Source organism: Aliarcobacter butzleri (assembly GCF_900187115.1).
Classification (GTDB): Bacteria; Campylobacterota; Campylobacteria; order Campylobacterales; family Arcobacteraceae; genus Aliarcobacter; species Aliarcobacter butzleri.
Window position 1 is genome coordinate 780,929 of sequence record NZ_LT906455.1, and the last position, 17,635, is coordinate 798,563.

Here is a 17,635-nt window from a genome sequence, read left to right on the forward strand (position 1 = left end):
ATAGTTTATGCTAATGCGTTAAACATATCAGCTGTAACTTCTGAAACATCTTTTGTTCCATCAAGTTCCATAAATACACCCATTTTTTTATAAAAATCAATAAGTGGTGCAGTTTGTGTATGATATGCGTCAAGTCTGCTAATAACAGTTTGCGCATTATCATCTTTTCTAATAATTAATTCACCACCACAATAATCACATACATTTTCTTCTTTTGATGGATTAAATTCTACATGGAAAGATGCTCCACATTTAGAACATACTCTTCTTCCTGTAATTCTTCCAACGATTAATTCATCAGGAACATTTAAAGAGATTACTTTATCAAGAGAGATTTTCATAGATGACATTAATTCGCTTAAAGCTTCAGCTTGTGCTAAAGTTCTTGGAAATCCATCAAGAATAAAACCATTTTTACAGTCAGCTTCTGCAAGTCTATCTTTAATAATTCCAATAATTGTCGAATCTGGAACTAACTGTCCAGCATCCATAAATTTTTTTGCTTCCATTCCCATATCTGTTTTATCTGCAATAGCAGCTCTTAAAATATCACCTGTTGAGATTTGAGGAATATTATATTTTTCGATTAAGAACTTTGCTTGAGTTCCTTTACCAGCTCCTGGTGCTCCAAATAGCATTAAATTCATAGTTTACTTTCCTTACTTTTTCGCATATTGTATAGAAAAAGCTTTTAATAACAGATAAGGTTTTCACACTACACCAAGAATTTAAATGATTTTTGATACAATTGTACCTCGAAAATTCAAAGGGAATATATGAAAAAATTATTTTTAATTATTGGAGCTCCTGGTTCTGGTAAAACTACCGATGCAGAATTAATTGCTTCAAAATATACTAATGTAACTCACTATTCAACTGGAGATATGTTTAGAGCAGAAGTAGCTAGTGGAAGTCAAAGAGGTCAAATAATTGATACTTATATAAAAGCTGGAAATATAGTACCAATTGATATTGCAATTGAAACTATTCTAATGGCTATTAAAAATGCACCAACAGATATTATTGTTATTGATGGATACCCAAGAAGTATTGAGCAAATGTTGGAATTAGATAAATATTTAGAAAAAGAAGATGCAGTAAAATTACTAAATTGTATAGAAGTTGAAGTATCTGAAGAAGTAGCAAGAGATAGGGTTCTTGGTCGTTCAAGAGGTGCTGATGATAATATTGAAGTATTTAATAATAGAATGAAAGTTTATAAAGAGCCTTTAGAGCAGATAAAAGAATTTTATTCAAAAAGAGGTTTATTAAAAATAATAAATGGTGAAGGCACTATAAAAGAGATTGTTGATGAAATGGATACATTTATACAATCGAGAATCTAATGACAAATAAAAAAATCAATTTTTATTCTGTAATTATTGGAACTGAACTTTTAAATGGGCGTCGAAAAGATTCTCATTTTCCTTTTTTAAATGCACAACTTTTAGACCGTGGTTGGGAACACAAAGCTTCTTTTGTGATTGAAGATGACCCTGAACTTATGTTAAATATTTTTAATCTTATAAAATCAGATCCAAATTCTGTGATGTTTTGTTTTGGAGGAATTGGTGCAACACCTGATGATTATACAAGGCAAATTGCATCACAAGCTTTTACAAGTGGGAAAATGGAATTTCACGAAGAAGCAAAAACAAATATAATAAATCAATTTAAAGATGATGCTTATCCTCATCGAGTAAATATGGCATATTTACCAATAAATGCAAAACTTCTTAAAAATGTAGTAAATAATGTATCTGGATTTTATTTAGAAGATAGATTTTTTTTCACACCAGGTTTTCCATCTATGAGTCAAGCTATGGTTATTGAAGCTTTGGATAAACTATATCCTAAATCACAAAATAAATATAGAAAAGTTATGACTATAAACTCAACTGAAAATGATTTAATAGATACTATGAAAAAAATACCAAAAGAACTTGATTTTTCATCATTACCAAAGTTTATTGGAAATGAAAGAAAAGTTGTCATTTCACTTGCTGGATATGATGAAGTTCAAGTAGATATTTATTTTCAGCTATTTATAGATTTTTGTATAGAATTTAAAAAAGAGTATATTTTAGAAGATATACATAATATAAAAGATTGATAACAACTTATTTTGAAGGAATAATATGGAATATAAAAAATTTGATATTAATTCATGGAATAGAAAAGAACATTTTGAACATTATAGAAATTTACAATGTTCATTTAGTTTAACTTCAGAGATTGAAATTACTACATTTTTACAATATTTAAAAGAAAATAAATATAAATTTTATTCATCGATTATATATTTAATTTCAAAATTAGTAAATTCAACTTTTGAATTTAGGATGTCAATCAAAAATAATGAAATTGTTACTTGGGATGTTTTACATCCAAGTTATACAATTTTCCATCAAAAAGAGGAAACTTTCTCTTCAATTTGGAGTGAATATAGTGACGATAAAACAATCTTTTTTGATGAATTTGAAAAAGATTGTACCAATTACGAAAATAATAAATCTCTTTTCCCAAAGTTTAATATTCCAGAAAATCATTTTAATATCTCTTGTTTACCTTGGATAAAATATAGTGGTTTTAATTTAAATCTTCCACATTTAAATGATTATTTCCAACCAATTATCACAATTGGTAAATATGATAAAAATGAAAATAAAATAGTGCTACCTGTTACTATTCAAATACATCATGCTGTTTGTGATGGATTTCATGTTGCTAAGTTTATTAATAAATTGCAAGAATGGTGTAATGAACCTGAAAAGTATTTATAAAGATTTAGTATTTGTTGCTCTTTTGTCTCTTCATCAATACTTTTGTAAAACAACCTTATTAGAAATTGCTTATTCATTTGATTTAAATTTAGTATATAGATAAAATTAAGAGAAAGGAAGTAAAATGAATAAAGATAATAATACAAGAAGAGAATTTTTAAAAAAATCAGCTTTAGTTAGTACAGCTTTATTTTTTGCAGTAAATCCTACAAATTCTTTCTCTTTTCAAAAAAATAGTAATATCAAATCTCGTGGTTATGCAGCTTTTGATGAAACAGGTATTTTAAAACCTTGGAGTTTTGAAAGAAAAGCAGTTGGCGAAAATGATATTTTAATAGATATAAAATATACTAGTATTTGTCACTCTGATATTCATCATATAAAAGGTGATTGGTTACAACAGCAATATCCTCAAGTTCCAGGACATGAAATAGTTGGAATTGTAAGTGCAATTGGAAAAAAAGTAAAAAAGTTTAAAATTGGAGATAGAGTTGGTGTTGGTTGCATGGTTGATGGTAGTTGTAGAAATAATAAAGAACAATATTGTGAAGATACAATTTTTACTTATGGTTATGAAACTTCAAAAGAACCAACAGGAATTACTCAAGGTGGATATTCAAATAACATTGTTGTAAATAGTCATTTTGCAGTATTTATTCCTAAAAATATTACTTTTCAAAAAGCTGCTCCACTTTTATGTGCAGGAGTTACAACTTATTCACCAATAATAAAAGCAAAAATAAAAAAAGGTATGAAAGTAGGTGTTGCAGGAATTGGTGGGCTTGGACATATGGCAGTAAAATTAGCTATTTCAAAAGGTGCAAAAGTTTATGCTTTTACGACTTCAAAAGATAAAATTGAAGATATTAAAAGTTTTGGAGTAAAAGAAGTAATTGTTGTAGATGATATAGAAATATTAAAAAAATATAATAAAAAAGTCGATTATATGATTTCAACAATTCCCGAAGTATTTGATATTTCTGCTTATTGTAATGTCGTAAAACCAAATGGAACTTTTGTTCAATTAGGTTTACCAAAATCAGAATTACCAATAAATAGCTTTTTGATGGCACAAAATAGAGTAAATTTTAAATCATCTCTTATTGGTGGGATGAAAGATACTCAAGATGTATTAAATTATTGTGCAACAAATAAAGTTTTACCAAAAATTGAGATAATAAAAGCAGAACAAATAAATGAAGCTTGGCAAAAAGTTTTAGATAAAAAAGCTAGATTTAGATATGTTATTGATGCTTCTACATTTTAGAAGAATATAGATAAAATTACAAAAAAGGAGTAAATTTATGGAAAATTTTAGTTTTTATAATCCAACGAAAATTGAGTTTGGAAAAGATAAAGAAAAAAACATTGGAAAATATCTTAGTGTATATAATATAAAAAAAGTTTTATTAGTTTATGGAAGTCAAAGAGTAAAAAAAGATGGGCTTTTTGATAGTGTGACAAATAGTTTAAAAGAAAATGGTGTTGAGTTTATAGAGTTTGGTGGAGTTATTAGTAATCCAATTTTAGGAACAATTCAAGATGCTATAAAAATTGCAAAAAAAGAAAATATTGAAGCTATTTTAAGTGTTGGAGGAGGTTCTGTACTTGATAGTTCAAAAACAATAGCTGTTGGAACTTTATATGATGGTGATGTTTGGGATTTTTTTGTTGGTAAAAAAGTAATAGAAGATGCATTACCTATATTTGATATTATAACTTTAGCAGCAACTGGAAGTGAAATGAACGGATATGCAGTTGTTACAAATGAAAAAACAAAACAAAAGTTATCTATTTGGTCTTCATGTATTTATCCAAAAGTATCAGTTATTAATCCAGAACTTCAAAAAAGTGTTTCAAAAGAGTATTTAGTTTATTCTGCTTCTGATATTATTGCTCACTGTATTGAAGGATATTTTACTGCAAAAATTCAACCAACTTATATGAGTAGGGTTGTTGAATCTATCATAAAAACAGTTATTGAAACAACAGAAATTTTAATAGAAAATAAAGATGATTATAGTGCAAGAGGAGAGTTTGCTTGGGCAGCTACAAATGCTTTAAATGGAACAACAACAGTTGGAACAAAAGATTTTTCTTTTCCAAATCATCTAATTGAACACTCTTTATCAGCACTTTATAATGTTCCTCATGGAGCAGGGCTTTCTGTTGTAATGCCAGCTTGGATGAAGTGGTATTATAAACAAAATGAAGCTCAATTTATAAGATTTGCAAAAGAAGTTTTTGCTAAAAATAGTGCATTAGAAGGAATTGAAGCTTTAGAAAATTGGTTTAATAAAATAGGAACACCAACAAGATTAAATCAATTTAATTTATCAAAAGAGAATATTCCTGAGATTATAGAAAACTTATCAAATCAACAAGAGTTTTCAAAAGAGCAGTTAGAACAAATCTTAAATAATATGATATAAAAGATTTGAATGGATTTTAAAATCCATTCAAATTTAAAAAAACTGCTTTTAATTTATTTTATCTTTTCCAATAAACTCTTTTTCATTTGCTTTACTTACAATTAAATTTGCTATGTTATCTGTAGAAACTGCAATTTCTTGAGTTTGAGATGCAATAGAAGCATTTTGTTGTGTTTGTTGGTCTAGTTGATTTATTGCATGATTTATTTGTTCAATACCTAAAAGTTGTTCTCTTGAAGAATTTTCAATATCATAAATCAATTTTGTAGAGTTAGAAATATTTGTATTTAACTCTTTATAACCATTTATCATATTATTAGCTATCTCTTTACCTTCATTAGTTTTTAAAGTTGCATTTTCTACTATAGTTTTTATTTCTCTAGCAGCTTCAGCACTTCTATTTGCTAGGTTTCGCACCTCTTGTGCAACAACAGCAAATCCTTTTCCAGCTTCTCCAGCAGTTGCAGCTTCAACAGCAGCATTTAGTGAAAGAATATTTGTTTGGAAAGCTATGTTATCAATAACTGAAATGGCTTCATTTATTTCTGTTACTTGATTGTTGATATCATCCATTGCTTGAGTTGTTTTACTTGCAAGTTTTTCACCTTCTATTGCAGAATTTGTCAACTCTTTTGAGAATTTTGACATTTTTGAAACATTTTGCGTATTATTTCTAATATTTGAAGTAATTTGCTCTAAAGAAGCTGCAGTTTGTTCTAAAGAAGCTGCTGCTTCATTTGAACTAGTATTTAGTTTATCAACATTTGTTAATAATACATTTGAGCTTTTTCTTAGTGTTAAACCATTTGATTTATTTTCAACTAACATTTCAGTTATCGAATCACCTAAAATATTTACTCCATTTGCAAGATTTAAAAGATGTTCTTTTAAATCTTTTGTTGAAATCTTATTTAAATAGTTATAGTGAGAATACTCTTCTAAAATATGTAAAACATTATCGATATTTGATTCAAGAGTATTTGCCATATTATTTAAAACATTTTTTAGTTGCATTAAAGCTGGATTTGAAACTTCTATATTTAATCTTTGGCATAAATCACCTTGTTCAAATTCACCTAATACTGCTATTGTTTCATCTATTAGTTTTCTATCTTCATCAATTGATTTCTCAATCTTTTCTATATTTTCATTTATCTGTTTTGCAATAACTCCAAATTCATCTTCTGTATCAATATTTATTTTTTCAGCGTGAACAATTTCTCTATTTAAATATTCAAAGAAAGATAAAAGACCATCTTTTATTTTTTTAAGAGATCTTAGTGAAATTCTCATTGTTATAAATATTGATAAAGATATTATAACTACTGTTATAATAGATAAAGTTATGATTAAAACCATTATTTTATTCGCATCTGCAAATATTTCACTTGAATTAACACCACCTACTAAAAGCCAATTCCACTCTTCAAAGTTTTCAAATACTACAAACTTTTCACCTTCATTCCAAAGATAAGTTAATTCACCATTTTTAGCTTTTAACATCTCTTTTACTATCAATAGACCATTTTTATCAGTTAGCTCTAATCCTGAAGTATCTTTTAGTTTTGGATGAATTATAAAATTACCATATTTTGAATCTTTTTCATTAGAATTTACAATATAGTAATAACCAGTTTTTCCAATAACTTTGCTATTTATTGTTTGTGTTAAATTATCTAAATCTTTGCTAATATCAGAACCTATAAATGCAATTGCAATAACTTCACCATCTTGTTTTATTGGAATATACTTTGTCATATAGTTTTTCCCAAATAATGTAGCTTTTCCTAAATAAGTCTCACCTTGTAATACTTTTTTATACCCAGGATGATTGATGTCTAGTTTTGTACCAATTGCTCTATTTCCATCTTCTTTTTTCAAACTTGTTGAAATTCTTATGAAATCATCACCTTTTCTTACAAAAATAGTTGCAACTGAACCATTTGTCATTTCAGTAAATTTATCAACAATATCAAAGTTAAGGTTTAAAGCTTTACCATTTATTGATAAAACAGGTGTTTGTAAATCTCCAACTTTTATGTTTTGAGATTTATCTATTTTTATTCCTTGAAGCATATCTAAAAATATATTACCTATTGTGTCTGCTCCAGTTTTTGCTACTTTATTAAAAGTATTAATATTTTCAACTAATAAAGATATCTCTTTATGTACTGTACTTTCAGTATTTTTTTTCATTGCTTCAAAAGTATTATTTGATACTAAAAAAGTTAAAATACTCATAGAAATGATAATAGAAATAATCGATACAAAAATTACTTTTGCAATTACTGATTTTTTTAAAAAATCCATTTTATGTCCTAAAAATTATGTAAATTTGTCTTTTGAACATAATTATAGTCAATTTTAATTAAATTAATAAATATTATTTATTTAGTATGAAATATGATAGAAAAAGCGAAAGTTAAAAAAGAGATTAAATTATCTCTTTTTCTATATTAGGGTTTAAAGTAGTTGTTATTTCATAAGTAATTGTATCGTGAATTTTTGCTAACTCTCTTACATCATCAAAAATACAAACCTTTTCATCATCTGTATTTAAAGATAAGTTATCCATAGATACTCTTCCTAAAACTTTATATCCTTTTGGTGTTGTGTAAGATTTTCTTTCATTTAACCTTAAAAAGCCATCTCCATAGCCTACATCATAAGTTGAAACTAGCATATCTTCAGTTGTTGTAAATGTTCCACCATAACCAACACTTTGTCCTTTTTTTAAAATTCTAGTTGATAATCTACTTGCCCAAAGTGACATAACTGGTTTTAACTTTGGAAAATTAAAAACATCAGAATCATCTAAATAACCATAAGTTGCAATTCCAACTCTTGTAAAATCTTCATCAAAATTTTCTGTTCTAAAAAGTGCTGCTGAATTACAAGAATGAAATAGTGGAATTGGTAAAAAAAGTTTTTCACATATATTTTTTACACTCTTTTTCACAAGAGAAAAATTCTCTTTTTGCCAGAAAAAATCTGTTGACAATTCATCTGCCCCTCTATGGTGCGTAAACACGCCAGTTACCTTGATATTTCTTTCCAAAAGCCCTAAAAAAGCCTTTTCTAAATCTTCTGGATAGATTCCATTTCGGTGCATTCCTGTATCAACTTTTATGTGAACATTACTATTATTTGGTAGTTTATCTATATCTTCAAGGCTATTTAATGCAATGTGAAAAGTATGTGAATAAGTGTGAAATGATTTTTCTGCTAATACTAAAATAAAGTCAAATAATTTTTCAATTTTTAGTGCATCATCTATTGTTCTAACTACTGCTTTTTTTATTCCAAATTCTTTTGCTAAAGTTGCAATTTCTACAAGACCATGTCCATATGCATTATCTTTTAGAACGACTGCAACTTTTTCTTTTGAGCCAGCTTTTTTTGAAATAACATCTAAATTGTAAAATAGATTCTCTTTGCTTAATAAAATTTTTGCCAAAATTAATCCTTGAAATTAGTAAAATAATCTAAAATTGTACTTGCATCTTTTTCGTTTAAAACAGTTTTTAGTTCATCAAATGATGCTTTTTTAATCTTTTCAAATTCTCCAAAATATAAAAGAAGCTTTTTGATTTTTGCTTCACCAATACCTTTGATTTGTAATAAAGAGATTTGTTTATCTTGTGCTCTTTTTTGCTTTTTATGAAAAGTTATTGCAAATCTATGAGCTTCATCCCTTTGTCTTTGAACGAATTGTAGTCTTTTATCACTTGTTAATAAGTTAAAACTTTTAAATTCACCATTTTTTGTTTTATAGTGAATTATATCTTTTGCTTTTCCTTTTGCTCTATGGGCTTTCGCATCAATTTTTTCTTTTGCTATTGCAATAATATCAAGATTTACACCAACAGATTGCACTATATCAAAAGCTAATTTTAGTAAAGTTTCTCCTCCATCTATTATCCATAAATCAGGAGCAGGATTTTTTTCAAAACTCTCAATTCTTCTTATTAACATCTCTTTCATTTGAGAGTATTCATCTTTTGATTCAAGATTATAATGTCTAAAGGCTTTTTTATCAAAAGTATTTAAACTTTCATTCCAAACAATCATTGCTCCAACTGTTGCTTGTCCCATCATATGAGAGTTATCAAAACTCTCTATTAAATATGGAAGAGTTTGAAGATTAAACAACTCTTTTAATTCTTCATAAATTGATGTTTGATTTTTTGAATTTTCAATTCTTAATAATTCATCACAGTTATTTAAAGCTATATTTACAATCTCTCTTTTTTTATCTTTTTTAGGATTTATTAGTTTAATCTTTTTGTTAAATCTTGTATGTAAAAACTCTTCTAATTCATTTGTAATTTCAAGTTCATGGGCAATCAAAATCTCTTTTGGTAAAAGAGGAATTTCATTATCATAGTAGTTAATAATTGCTCTTTCATAAGCTTCTTGATAATCAAATTCGAACTCTTCATCAAAGTTATCTATTTTTAAAAAATCATGACTTGATGAGGTTAGTTTTCCATCTCTTAAAAACATTCTTACAATTACAGCTTTTTTATTATTTGCATTTATTGCAAAAATATCAATATCTTCATTTGTTGCTAAATCAATACCAGATTTTATTTGAGATTTTTCAATAGTTTTTATTCTATCTCTTAAAGTCATTGCTTCTTCAAACCTAAAATCATTTGAATATTGAAGCATTTTTTCATTTAGTTTTGAAATTAGTTTTGTTTTATTATATATGTACTCTAAAGCATTTTCAACTATTTTTGCATACTCTTCTTTTGAGATTTTATTTTCACAAGGCGCTAAACATTTTTGTATTTGATAAAATAAACAGGCTTTTTTACCCTTTACACAAGATTTCTTTTGTACTAATGGAACTATTTCATAAATAGAATCAAGCATATCTCTAGCACCAGTTGAGTATGGTCCAAAATATTTGATACTTTTACTTTTTTGAATTCTTCTAGTTATATCAAGTCTTGGAAAATCTTCATCAAAATCTACAAAAATGTATGGATAAGTTTTATCATCTCGAAGTAAAATATTATATTTTGGTTTTAATTGTTTGATTAAAGAGTTTTCAAGAATTAAAGCATCATGTTCATTTGGTACAACAATCCACTCGCAACTTTCCACTTCACTAATCATTTTATAAATTCTTGGACTTAATTTATCTGCTGGTTGTAGTTTTGGAGTAAATTTAAAATAGGATTTAACTCTATTTTTTAGAATCTTTGCTTTTCCTATATAAAGTAAATGACCATTTTTGTCAAAGTATTGATAAACTCCTGCATCATTAGGAAGTTGTTGTAGCTTTTCTTGTAAATTCATTTGGGGATTGTATCAAAAAAGCATTAAATTATAAAACAGTATATAAAAAGAACAAAAAAATAAACACATATAATAAAATATAATATATAATTGTTTTGTAATTCAAATAAAATATAATTCATTATATTTTAGAAATTAGGATAGAGGAAAATAAAATGAAAAAATTAAATTTTGGAACTAAATTGTTGTTAGTTTTAGTTTCAATCACGGCAGTTTCTTTAAGTTTAATGATATATATAATATCTTCAAACACTTTTGAATCTTTGAAAAATCAATCTCAAGAGTATGTTAATGAAATGGCTAAAAGTAACGCTTTAGAAATAAGAAATACGCTTGACAAAGCTATTGTTATCTCAAATAATATAGCAAACAGATATGAAAGTGCGATTGAGCATAATGAAAAACTTTCAAAAGAGGGGACTATAAAATATTTAAAAGAAGTGTTAAATCAAAATAAGTTTTTATTAGGTGTTTGGTTCACTTTTGAAGATGGAACACTTGTTTATACAAAAAATGATGGTTCAGATAAAACAAACTATTATACTAAAGATGGAGTATTTCAACCTTATGTTGTAAGAAATAGTGATGGTTCTTTTACTATTCAACCTTCATCAGATTTTAGTTTAGAATCAGAATGGATAAATAAGCCATATAAAAATAAAGAAGTATCTATAACAGAACCATATAATTATGAAATAGATGGAAAAAATGTACTTTTAACAACAGTTTCATCGCCTGTTTATTATAAAGGAAAATTTGTAGGTGCCGTTGGAGTAGATTTTTCTTTAGACTTTTTTAACAAAAAAATAGGTGAGATTAAATTGTTTGAAAATGGATATGGAGCATTATTTGATAACTATGGAAAATTTATAGCTCATCCAAAACCTGAAAATATAGGTAAATATATAAAAGATGTAACAAAAAATGAAACTATATTAAATGCAATTGAAAAAAGTAAAAATGGTGAAAAAAATTCATATTTTGCTAAAAATCTAAAAACAGGAACAGACTCTTATAACTATGTATATCCAATACAATTTGGAGATACAAAAAATTATTGGACATTTATAGCAACTGCTCCTGAAAGTGAGTATTTAAGTGAAGCTAGTTTTGTTAGAAACTTTTCTATTGTTGCGGGTATAGTTGTTTTATCTATAATCATTTTTGTGATACTAATTAGTATGAGAATATTAAATAAAAATTTAACAATAATAAAAGATGGACTTTTAGGATTCTTCTCTTTCTTAAATAAAGAAGAAAAGAAAGCTCATTTAATAGAGTTAGATTCTCAAGATGAATTTGGGCAAATGGCAAAAGTGATAAACGAGAATATCAAAAAAACTGAAAGTTTGATACTTCAAGATAATATTTTAATAGATGATGTAAAAAGAGTAGTTGATGAGGTGAAAGCAGGTTATTTAGATAAAAGAATTGAAAAATCTACTCAAAATGAGAGTTTAGAAGAGCTAAAAAATAATTTCAATGGAATGCTAGAAATTACAAAACAAAATATCTGTATAGATATAAATAAGGTTGTAGCAGTATTAGATAGTTTTGGAAAACTTGATTTTAGACCTAAAATAGAAAATGATAATGGAAAAGTTGCAGTTGGTATAAATAACCTAGCAACAATCATCAATGAAATGCTAGTAGAGAATAAAACAAATGGATTAACATTGGATAAAAGCTCAAATGTATTATTAGCAAATGTAGATAAATTAAACCTAAGCTCGAATGAAGCAGCAGCAAGTTTAGAAGAGACAGCAGCAGCTCTAGAAGAAGTAACTTCAAATGTAAGAAATAATACACAAAATATAGCACAAATGGCAAAACTATCAACAGAAGTAACAGCCTCTGCTAACCAAGGTGAAAAATTAGCAAATGAAACAACAGTTGCTATGGATGAAATAAATAATCAAGTTAATTTGATTAATGAAGCAATAGGTGTAATCGATAATATAGCATTCCAAACAAATATCCTTTCTTTAAATGCAGCTGTAGAAGCAGCAACTGCTGGAGAAGCAGGAAAAGGATTTGCAGTTGTTGCAGGAGAAGTAAGAAATCTAGCATCTAGGAGCGCAGAAGCAGCAAGAGAAATAAAAACAATAGTTGAAAATGCAACAAGTAAAGCAAATCAAGGTAAAAGTATCGCAACAAATATGATAGAAGGATATAAAGAGTTAAATCAAAATATTTCTCAAACAATAAGCTTGATAAGTGATATACAAAACGCAAGTAAAGAACAATTGCTTGGAATTGAACAAATAAATGATGCAGTAACACAATTAGATAGACAAACACAACAAAATGCAATGATAGCAAGTCAAACACATGATGTAGCATTGATAACAGATGAGATATCAAAACTAATAGTAAGTGATGCAGATGCAAAAGAGTTTGTTGGTAAACATGATGTTAAAGCTAAAAATGTAAATGTAGGAACAAATAATAAACAAATACATGAAGTAGAGAAGAAAATAGTATCACCAACAAAAAAAGATACAAAAGTAGTATCATCTAAAACTAACGACAATGAATGGGAAAGCTTTTAGGCTTTCCTCTACCCTTTATTTATCTAACTTATAATAATTTATTACAATTTTTTATTTTAAAAAAATCAATAAACTCTTCATACTAAAAAAATATTTTATTTCAGATTTCCTCTGATTCCTCAGATTTTGCTAGTAGTTTACTTACATTCTAATATTATAATTACTTAATTAATTTAGGAGATAAAAAATGTTTTTTAAATTTAAAAATAAAAGTAAAGTTACTCGAGTTAGTAGAATTAAAAAAAGTAAATAATCAGCTAAAAAGTAATAATGATAAAGTTATTTTTAAATCTTAATTTTAAGAAACATTATTAATAAAAGGACTCGATTTTATCGTTATTTTAATAGCATTCAAATAGCATCGCATAAAATGAGATTTTTTATTATATAATTATAAATAGGATATGAATTTACCAGTTAATAGGAGAAGGAAATGAGCATAAAAAATAAAATAATGGGTGCATTTTTAATATTAATAGTTGTATCAATAATAAGCAGTTTATTGGTCTCTTTTAATATAAAAAATATCAATAATAACACAGATAATTTAGCGGAAAAAGATTTTGCTGGTATTACAGTATTATTAGAAGCAGATAGGGACTCTTATCAATCAAATTTGGCTTTGAGTCAAATAATGAATCTAAAAGATAATCAACAAATTGAAAAGCTAATAACAAAAGGTGTAGAAGATAATTTATCACAAATTAGACAAAGATTTGATAAGTTTAAAGGATTTTTAAAAGATGAATTGTCTTCTAAATCAAAAGAGTTAGATGATTTTGACAAATATTATAATTTAACAAAAAGTAATACTCAAACATTAATTAAGCTAGTAAAAGATGGAAAAATAGATGACGCAAAAACATTTTATTTTTCAACATACTCAAAAGATTATGAGTCTATGAGAGACATAATAGATTTTTTTAGTGATGAGACTTATAAGATTGTTGAGAAAAATAAAATTGAAGTTGAGTCACTAATATCTTCATCTTTAAATACTTTTGTGAGTATAACAATATTAACAATATTAATAACACTATTTTTCTCATATGCAATTAGTAAAACATTTAATAATTCAATTAAAAAATTACAAAATGGTTTACTAGAATTTTTCAATTTTTTAAATAAAGAGACAAAAAGTGTTTCATTATTAGATACTTCTTCAAAAGATGAAATAGCTCAAATTTCAGAAGTAATAAATAAAAATATAATAAAAACTGAAAACTTGATAGTTCAAGATAACCTATTAATTGAAGATGTAAAAGCTGTTGTAAGTGCAGTAAATGATGGTAAATTTACTAAACGAATAGAAAAATCAACTGAAAATCAAAATCTTGAAGAGCTAAAAAATATTTTTAATGAAATGTTAGAAAGTACAAAAAATAGTGTAGCAAAAGATATAAATGAACTATTAAAAGTTTTAGATAACTTTGCAAAACTAGACTTCAAAGAGAGAATCCAAGACAATGGAAAAGTTGCAGTTGGTATTAATAATCTAGTAGAAACAATAACACAAATGTTAGTTGAAAATAAATCAAACGGATTAACATTAAGAGAGAGTTCAGATATATTATTAGCAAATGTAGATAAATTAAATATAAGTTCAAATGAAGCAGCAGCATCTTTAGAAGAAACAGCAGCAGCTTTAGAAGAAGTAACTTCGAATATTAGAAATAATACTCAAAATATAGCACAAATGGCAAAACTATCAAGTGAAGTAACAACTTCTGCAAATCAAGGTGAAAAATTAGCAAATGAAACAACAGTTGCAATGGATGAGATAAACAATCAAGTTCATTTAATAAACGATTCTATTTCAGTAATAGACCAAATAGCATTTCAAACAAATATTCTTTCTCTTAATGCTGCTGTTGAAGCGGCAACTGCTGGAGAAGCTGGAAAAGGATTTGCAGTAGTTGCACAAGAGGTGCGAAACCTAGCAAGTAGAAGTGCTGAAGCTGCAAAAGAGATAAAAGCAATAGTTGAAAATGCTACAAGTAAAGCAAATCAAGGTAAAGAAATAGCGACAAATATGATAGATGGATACAAAGAGTTAAATCAAAATATCTCTCAAACAATAAATCTAATCTCAGATATAGAGATGTCAAGTAAAGAGCAATTAGCTGGTATTGAGCAAATAAATGATGCCGTAACACAATTAGATAGACAAACACAGCAAAATGCAGCAGTGGCAAATCAAACAAACGATGTTGCAGCAATAACGGATGAAATAGCAAAATTAATCGTTTCAAGTGCTGATGAAAAAGAGTTTATAGGAAAACATGAAGTTAAGGCAAAAAAGATAAATTCAAATAAGGAGAGTTTTACTACAACTAAGAAATCAAGTTCAAAAATAGTAGAAAAAAATGAGGTATCAAAAAAAGATACAAAAGTGGTATCAGCAAAAACAAACAGTGATGAATGGGAAAGCTTTTAGGCTTTTATAAAAAATTAAAATTAGAATAAAGGGAAGAAAAAATGCTTAAGAATTTAAAGGTATCGAAGAAACTTTTTACAGGTTTTGGGATAATAGTAGGTTTAGTTATCATATTAGGGATACTTTCAACACAAAAGATGTCAACAGTAAATGACCAATCAACAATAATCTCAGAAAATTGGTTACCAAGCGTGGTAATAACAAATAAAATTAATACAGCAACATCTGATTATAGAATACTTGAATACGATCATATCTTATCAAAAACAGATGAAGAGATGACAAAGAATGAAGCAAAAATGAAAGAGCTGTTAGATATTATGAAAAAAGATCTTGAAAAATATGAAAAATTAATCTCTTCAGAAAATGAAAAAGCAATCTATGCAGATTTTTCAAAAGAGTTTAATAAATATTTAAAAATGCATGATGAGCTAATAGCTGTTTCAAGAGATAACAGAACAGACGATGCTTTAAAACTAATTAGAGAAAGTACAGTAGTGTATGACAGTTTTTCTACAGATTTATCAAAATTGGTTAATTTAAATGTAAAAGGTGCACAAGATGCAAGTGCAAATGGAGATGAGATTTACTCAAATTCAAAAGTTTTACTTATAACTATTATTTCTATTGTTATTTTATTTTCAGTACTTATTGCATTTTTTATTACAAACTCAATTGTTATTTCTCTTAAAAATTTACAAGACGGATTATTTAGCTTTTTTGCATACCTAAACCGAGAATCAACAAAAGTAGAGTTAATAAACTTAGACTCAAAAGATGAGTTTGGAGAGATGGCAAAAGTAGTAAACCACAATATAGAAAGAACACAAAAAGGGATAGAAGAAGATAGAAAACTAATAGATGAAGCAATATCAGTATTAGGAGAATTTGAACAAGGAGATTTATCTCAAAGATTAAATATTAGTGTTAATAATCCAGCTTTAACTCAATTAAAAGAAGTTCTAAATAAAATGGCTTCTAATTTAGAAAATAATATAGCTGGTGTACTAAAAGTATTAGAACAATACTCTAATTATAATTACTTAAATAAAATAGACCAAAAAGGTTTAAAAGAACATCTTCTAAAACTATCAAATGGTGTAAATACTTTGGGTGATTCAATAACACAAATGCTAGTAGAGAATAAAACAAATGGATTAACATTGGATAAAAGCTCAAATGTATTATTAGCAAATGTAGATAAATTAAACCTAAGCTCGAATGAAGCAGCAGCAAGTTTAGAAGAGACAGCAGCAGCTCTAGAAGAAGTAACTTCAAATGTAAGAAATAATACACAAAATATAGCACAAATGGCAAAACTATCAACAGAAGTAACAGCCTCTGCTAACCAAGGTGAAAAATTAGCAAATGAAACAACAGTTGCTATGGATGAAATAAATAATCAAGTTAATTTGATTAATGAAGCAATAGGTGTAATCGATAATATAGCATTCCAAACAAATATCCTTTCTTTAAATGCAGCTGTAGAAGCAGCAACTGCTGGAGAAGCAGGAAAAGGATTTGCAGTTGTTGCAGGAGAAGTAAGAAATCTAGCATCTAGGAGCGCAGAAGCAGCAAGAGAAATAAAAACAATAGTTGAAAATGCAACAAGTAAAGCAAATCAAGGTAAAAGTATCGCAACAAATATGATAGAAGGATATAAAGAGTTAAATCAAAATATTTCTCAAACAATAAGCTTGATAAGTGATATACAAAACGCAAGTAAAGAACAATTGCTTGGAATTGAACAAATAAATGATGCAGTAACACAATTAGATAGACAAACACAACAAAATGCAATGATAGCAAGTCAAACACATGATGTAGCATTGATAACAGATGAGATATCAAAACTAATAGTAAGTGATGCAGATGCAAAAGAGTTTGTTGGTAAACATGATGTTAAAGCGAAAAATATGAATATGGGAACAAATAATAAGCAAATACATGAAGTAGAGAAGAAAATAGTACCAACAAAAAAAGATACAAAAGTAGTATCATCTAAAACTAATGACAATGAATGGGAAAGCTTTTAGGCTTTCCTCTTCCCTTTTAAATAAATATATTTTGTTTACTATAATCAATATTATTTAATAATAATCTTATTTAAATAATAAAATT

Annotated in this window: 11 protein-coding genes and 2 pseudogenes; 9 read left to right on the forward strand and 4 right to left on the reverse strand. The window is 26.8% G+C overall.

What is annotated here, in order from left to right; genetic code table 11:
• Positions 1-5 precede the first annotated feature (5 nt).
• Positions 6-647, reverse strand: a complete 642-nt coding sequence (locus tag CKV87_RS03900) for an adenylate kinase (protein ID WP_012012521.1) — start codon at positions 645-647, stop codon at positions 6-8.
• A 129-nt stretch (positions 648-776) separates the two neighbouring features.
• Here CKV87_RS03900 and CKV87_RS03905 point away from each other — a divergent pair, with 129 nt between their 5' ends.
• The 5 genes from CKV87_RS03905 (at position 777) to CKV87_RS03925 (ending at position 5,215) form a co-directional block, all read left to right on the forward strand.
• Positions 777-1,346, forward strand: a complete 570-nt coding sequence (locus CKV87_RS03905) for an adenylate kinase (protein ID WP_012012522.1) — start codon at positions 777-779, stop codon at positions 1,344-1,346.
• On the forward strand, positions 1,346-2,113 hold the full coding sequence (locus CKV87_RS03910) for a competence/damage-inducible protein A (protein ID WP_012012523.1): 768 nt from the start codon (positions 1,346-1,348) through the stop codon (positions 2,111-2,113). Before CKV87_RS03905 ends, CKV87_RS03910 begins: the two co-directional genes overlap by 1 nt.
• 25 nt (positions 2,114-2,138) lie before the next feature.
• Positions 2,139-2,783: a type A chloramphenicol O-acetyltransferase gene (gene catA, locus CKV87_RS03915; RefSeq protein ID WP_012012524.1), complete on the forward strand. Its 645-nt coding sequence runs from the start codon at positions 2,139-2,141 to the stop codon at positions 2,781-2,783.
• A 124-nt stretch (positions 2,784-2,907) separates the two neighbouring features.
• Positions 2,908-4,050 carry an NAD(P)-dependent alcohol dehydrogenase gene (locus CKV87_RS03920; protein ID WP_012012525.1) on the forward strand — a complete coding sequence of 381 codons (1,143 nt, stop codon included), beginning with the start codon at positions 2,908-2,910 and terminating at the stop codon, positions 4,048-4,050.
• Between the two features lie 37 nt (positions 4,051-4,087).
• A complete protein-coding gene (locus tag CKV87_RS03925; protein ID WP_012012526.1) occupies positions 4,088-5,215 on the forward strand; it encodes an iron-containing alcohol dehydrogenase in 1,128 nt (375 codons plus the stop codon).
• 48 nt (positions 5,216-5,263) lie between these two features.
• Here the strand turns inward: CKV87_RS03925 and CKV87_RS11875 are convergent, their stop codons facing one another.
• From CKV87_RS11875 to uvrC, 3 genes are all read right to left on the reverse strand, one after another.
• Positions 5,264-7,525 carry a methyl-accepting chemotaxis protein gene (locus CKV87_RS11875; RefSeq protein WP_012012527.1) on the reverse strand — a complete coding sequence of 754 codons (2,262 nt, stop codon included), beginning with the start codon at positions 7,523-7,525 and terminating at the stop codon, positions 5,264-5,266.
• 124 nt (positions 7,526-7,649) lie between these two features.
• Positions 7,650-8,672: an alanine racemase gene (locus tag CKV87_RS03935; protein ID WP_012012528.1), complete on the reverse strand. Its 1,023-nt coding sequence runs from the start codon at positions 8,670-8,672 to the stop codon at positions 7,650-7,652.
• A 2-nt stretch (positions 8,673-8,674) separates the two neighbouring features.
• Positions 8,675-10,525: an excinuclease ABC subunit UvrC gene (uvrC, locus tag CKV87_RS03940; protein WP_095065851.1), complete on the reverse strand. Its 1,851-nt coding sequence runs from the start codon at positions 10,523-10,525 to the stop codon at positions 8,675-8,677.
• Between the two features lie 155 nt (positions 10,526-10,680).
• Here uvrC and CKV87_RS03945 point away from each other — a divergent pair, with 155 nt between their 5' ends.
• From CKV87_RS03945 to CKV87_RS03955, 4 genes and pseudogenes are all read left to right on the forward strand, one after another.
• Positions 10,681-13,077: a methyl-accepting chemotaxis protein gene (locus CKV87_RS03945; RefSeq protein ID WP_012012530.1), complete on the forward strand. Its 2,397-nt coding sequence runs from the start codon at positions 10,681-10,683 to the stop codon at positions 13,075-13,077.
• Positions 13,078-13,510: 433 nt separating this feature from the next.
• Positions 13,511-13,984, forward strand: a pseudogene (locus CKV87_RS11880) (MCP four helix bundle domain-containing protein); the annotation flags it as partial.
• A 588-nt stretch (positions 13,985-14,572) separates the two neighbouring features.
• Positions 14,573-15,514: pseudogene (locus CKV87_RS11885) on the forward strand (methyl-accepting chemotaxis protein); the annotation flags it as partial.
• Positions 15,515-15,555: 41 nt separating this feature from the next.
• Entirely contained in the window at positions 15,556-17,550 is a 1,995-nt protein-coding gene (locus CKV87_RS03955) for a HAMP domain-containing methyl-accepting chemotaxis protein (RefSeq protein ID WP_012012532.1), read from the forward strand.
• Positions 17,551-17,635: the final 85 nt, after the last annotated feature.

Bases quoted from the DNA above. Each gene is read 5' to 3' on its own strand.
- CKV87_RS03905 (WP_012012522.1), top strand. From the start codon at position 777: ATGAAAAAATTATTTTTAATTATTGGAGCTCCTGGTTCTGGTAAAACT.
- CKV87_RS03910 (WP_012012523.1), top strand. From the start codon at position 1,346: ATGACAAATAAAAAAATCAATTTTTATTCTGTAATTATTGGAACTGAA.
- CKV87_RS03945 (WP_012012530.1), top strand. From the start codon at position 10,681: ATGAAAAAATTAAATTTTGGAACTAAATTGTTGTTAGTTTTAGTTTCA.
- CKV87_RS03925 (WP_012012526.1), top strand. From the start codon at position 4,088: ATGGAAAATTTTAGTTTTTATAATCCAACGAAAATTGAGTTTGGAAAA.
- CKV87_RS03955 (WP_012012532.1), top strand. From the start codon at position 15,556: ATGCTTAAGAATTTAAAGGTATCGAAGAAACTTTTTACAGGTTTTGGG.
- catA (WP_012012524.1), top strand. From the start codon at position 2,139: ATGGAATATAAAAAATTTGATATTAATTCATGGAATAGAAAAGAACAT.
- CKV87_RS11875 (WP_012012527.1), bottom strand. From the start codon at position 7,525: ATGGATTTTTTAAAAAAATCAGTAATTGCAAAAGTAATTTTTGTATCG.
- uvrC (WP_095065851.1), bottom strand. From the start codon at position 10,525: ATGAATTTACAAGAAAAGCTACAACAACTTCCTAATGATGCAGGAGTT.
- CKV87_RS03920 (WP_012012525.1), top strand. From the start codon at position 2,908: ATGAATAAAGATAATAATACAAGAAGAGAATTTTTAAAAAAATCAGCT.
- CKV87_RS03900 (WP_012012521.1), bottom strand. From the start codon at position 647: ATGAATTTAATGCTATTTGGAGCACCAGGAGCTGGTAAAGGAACTCAA.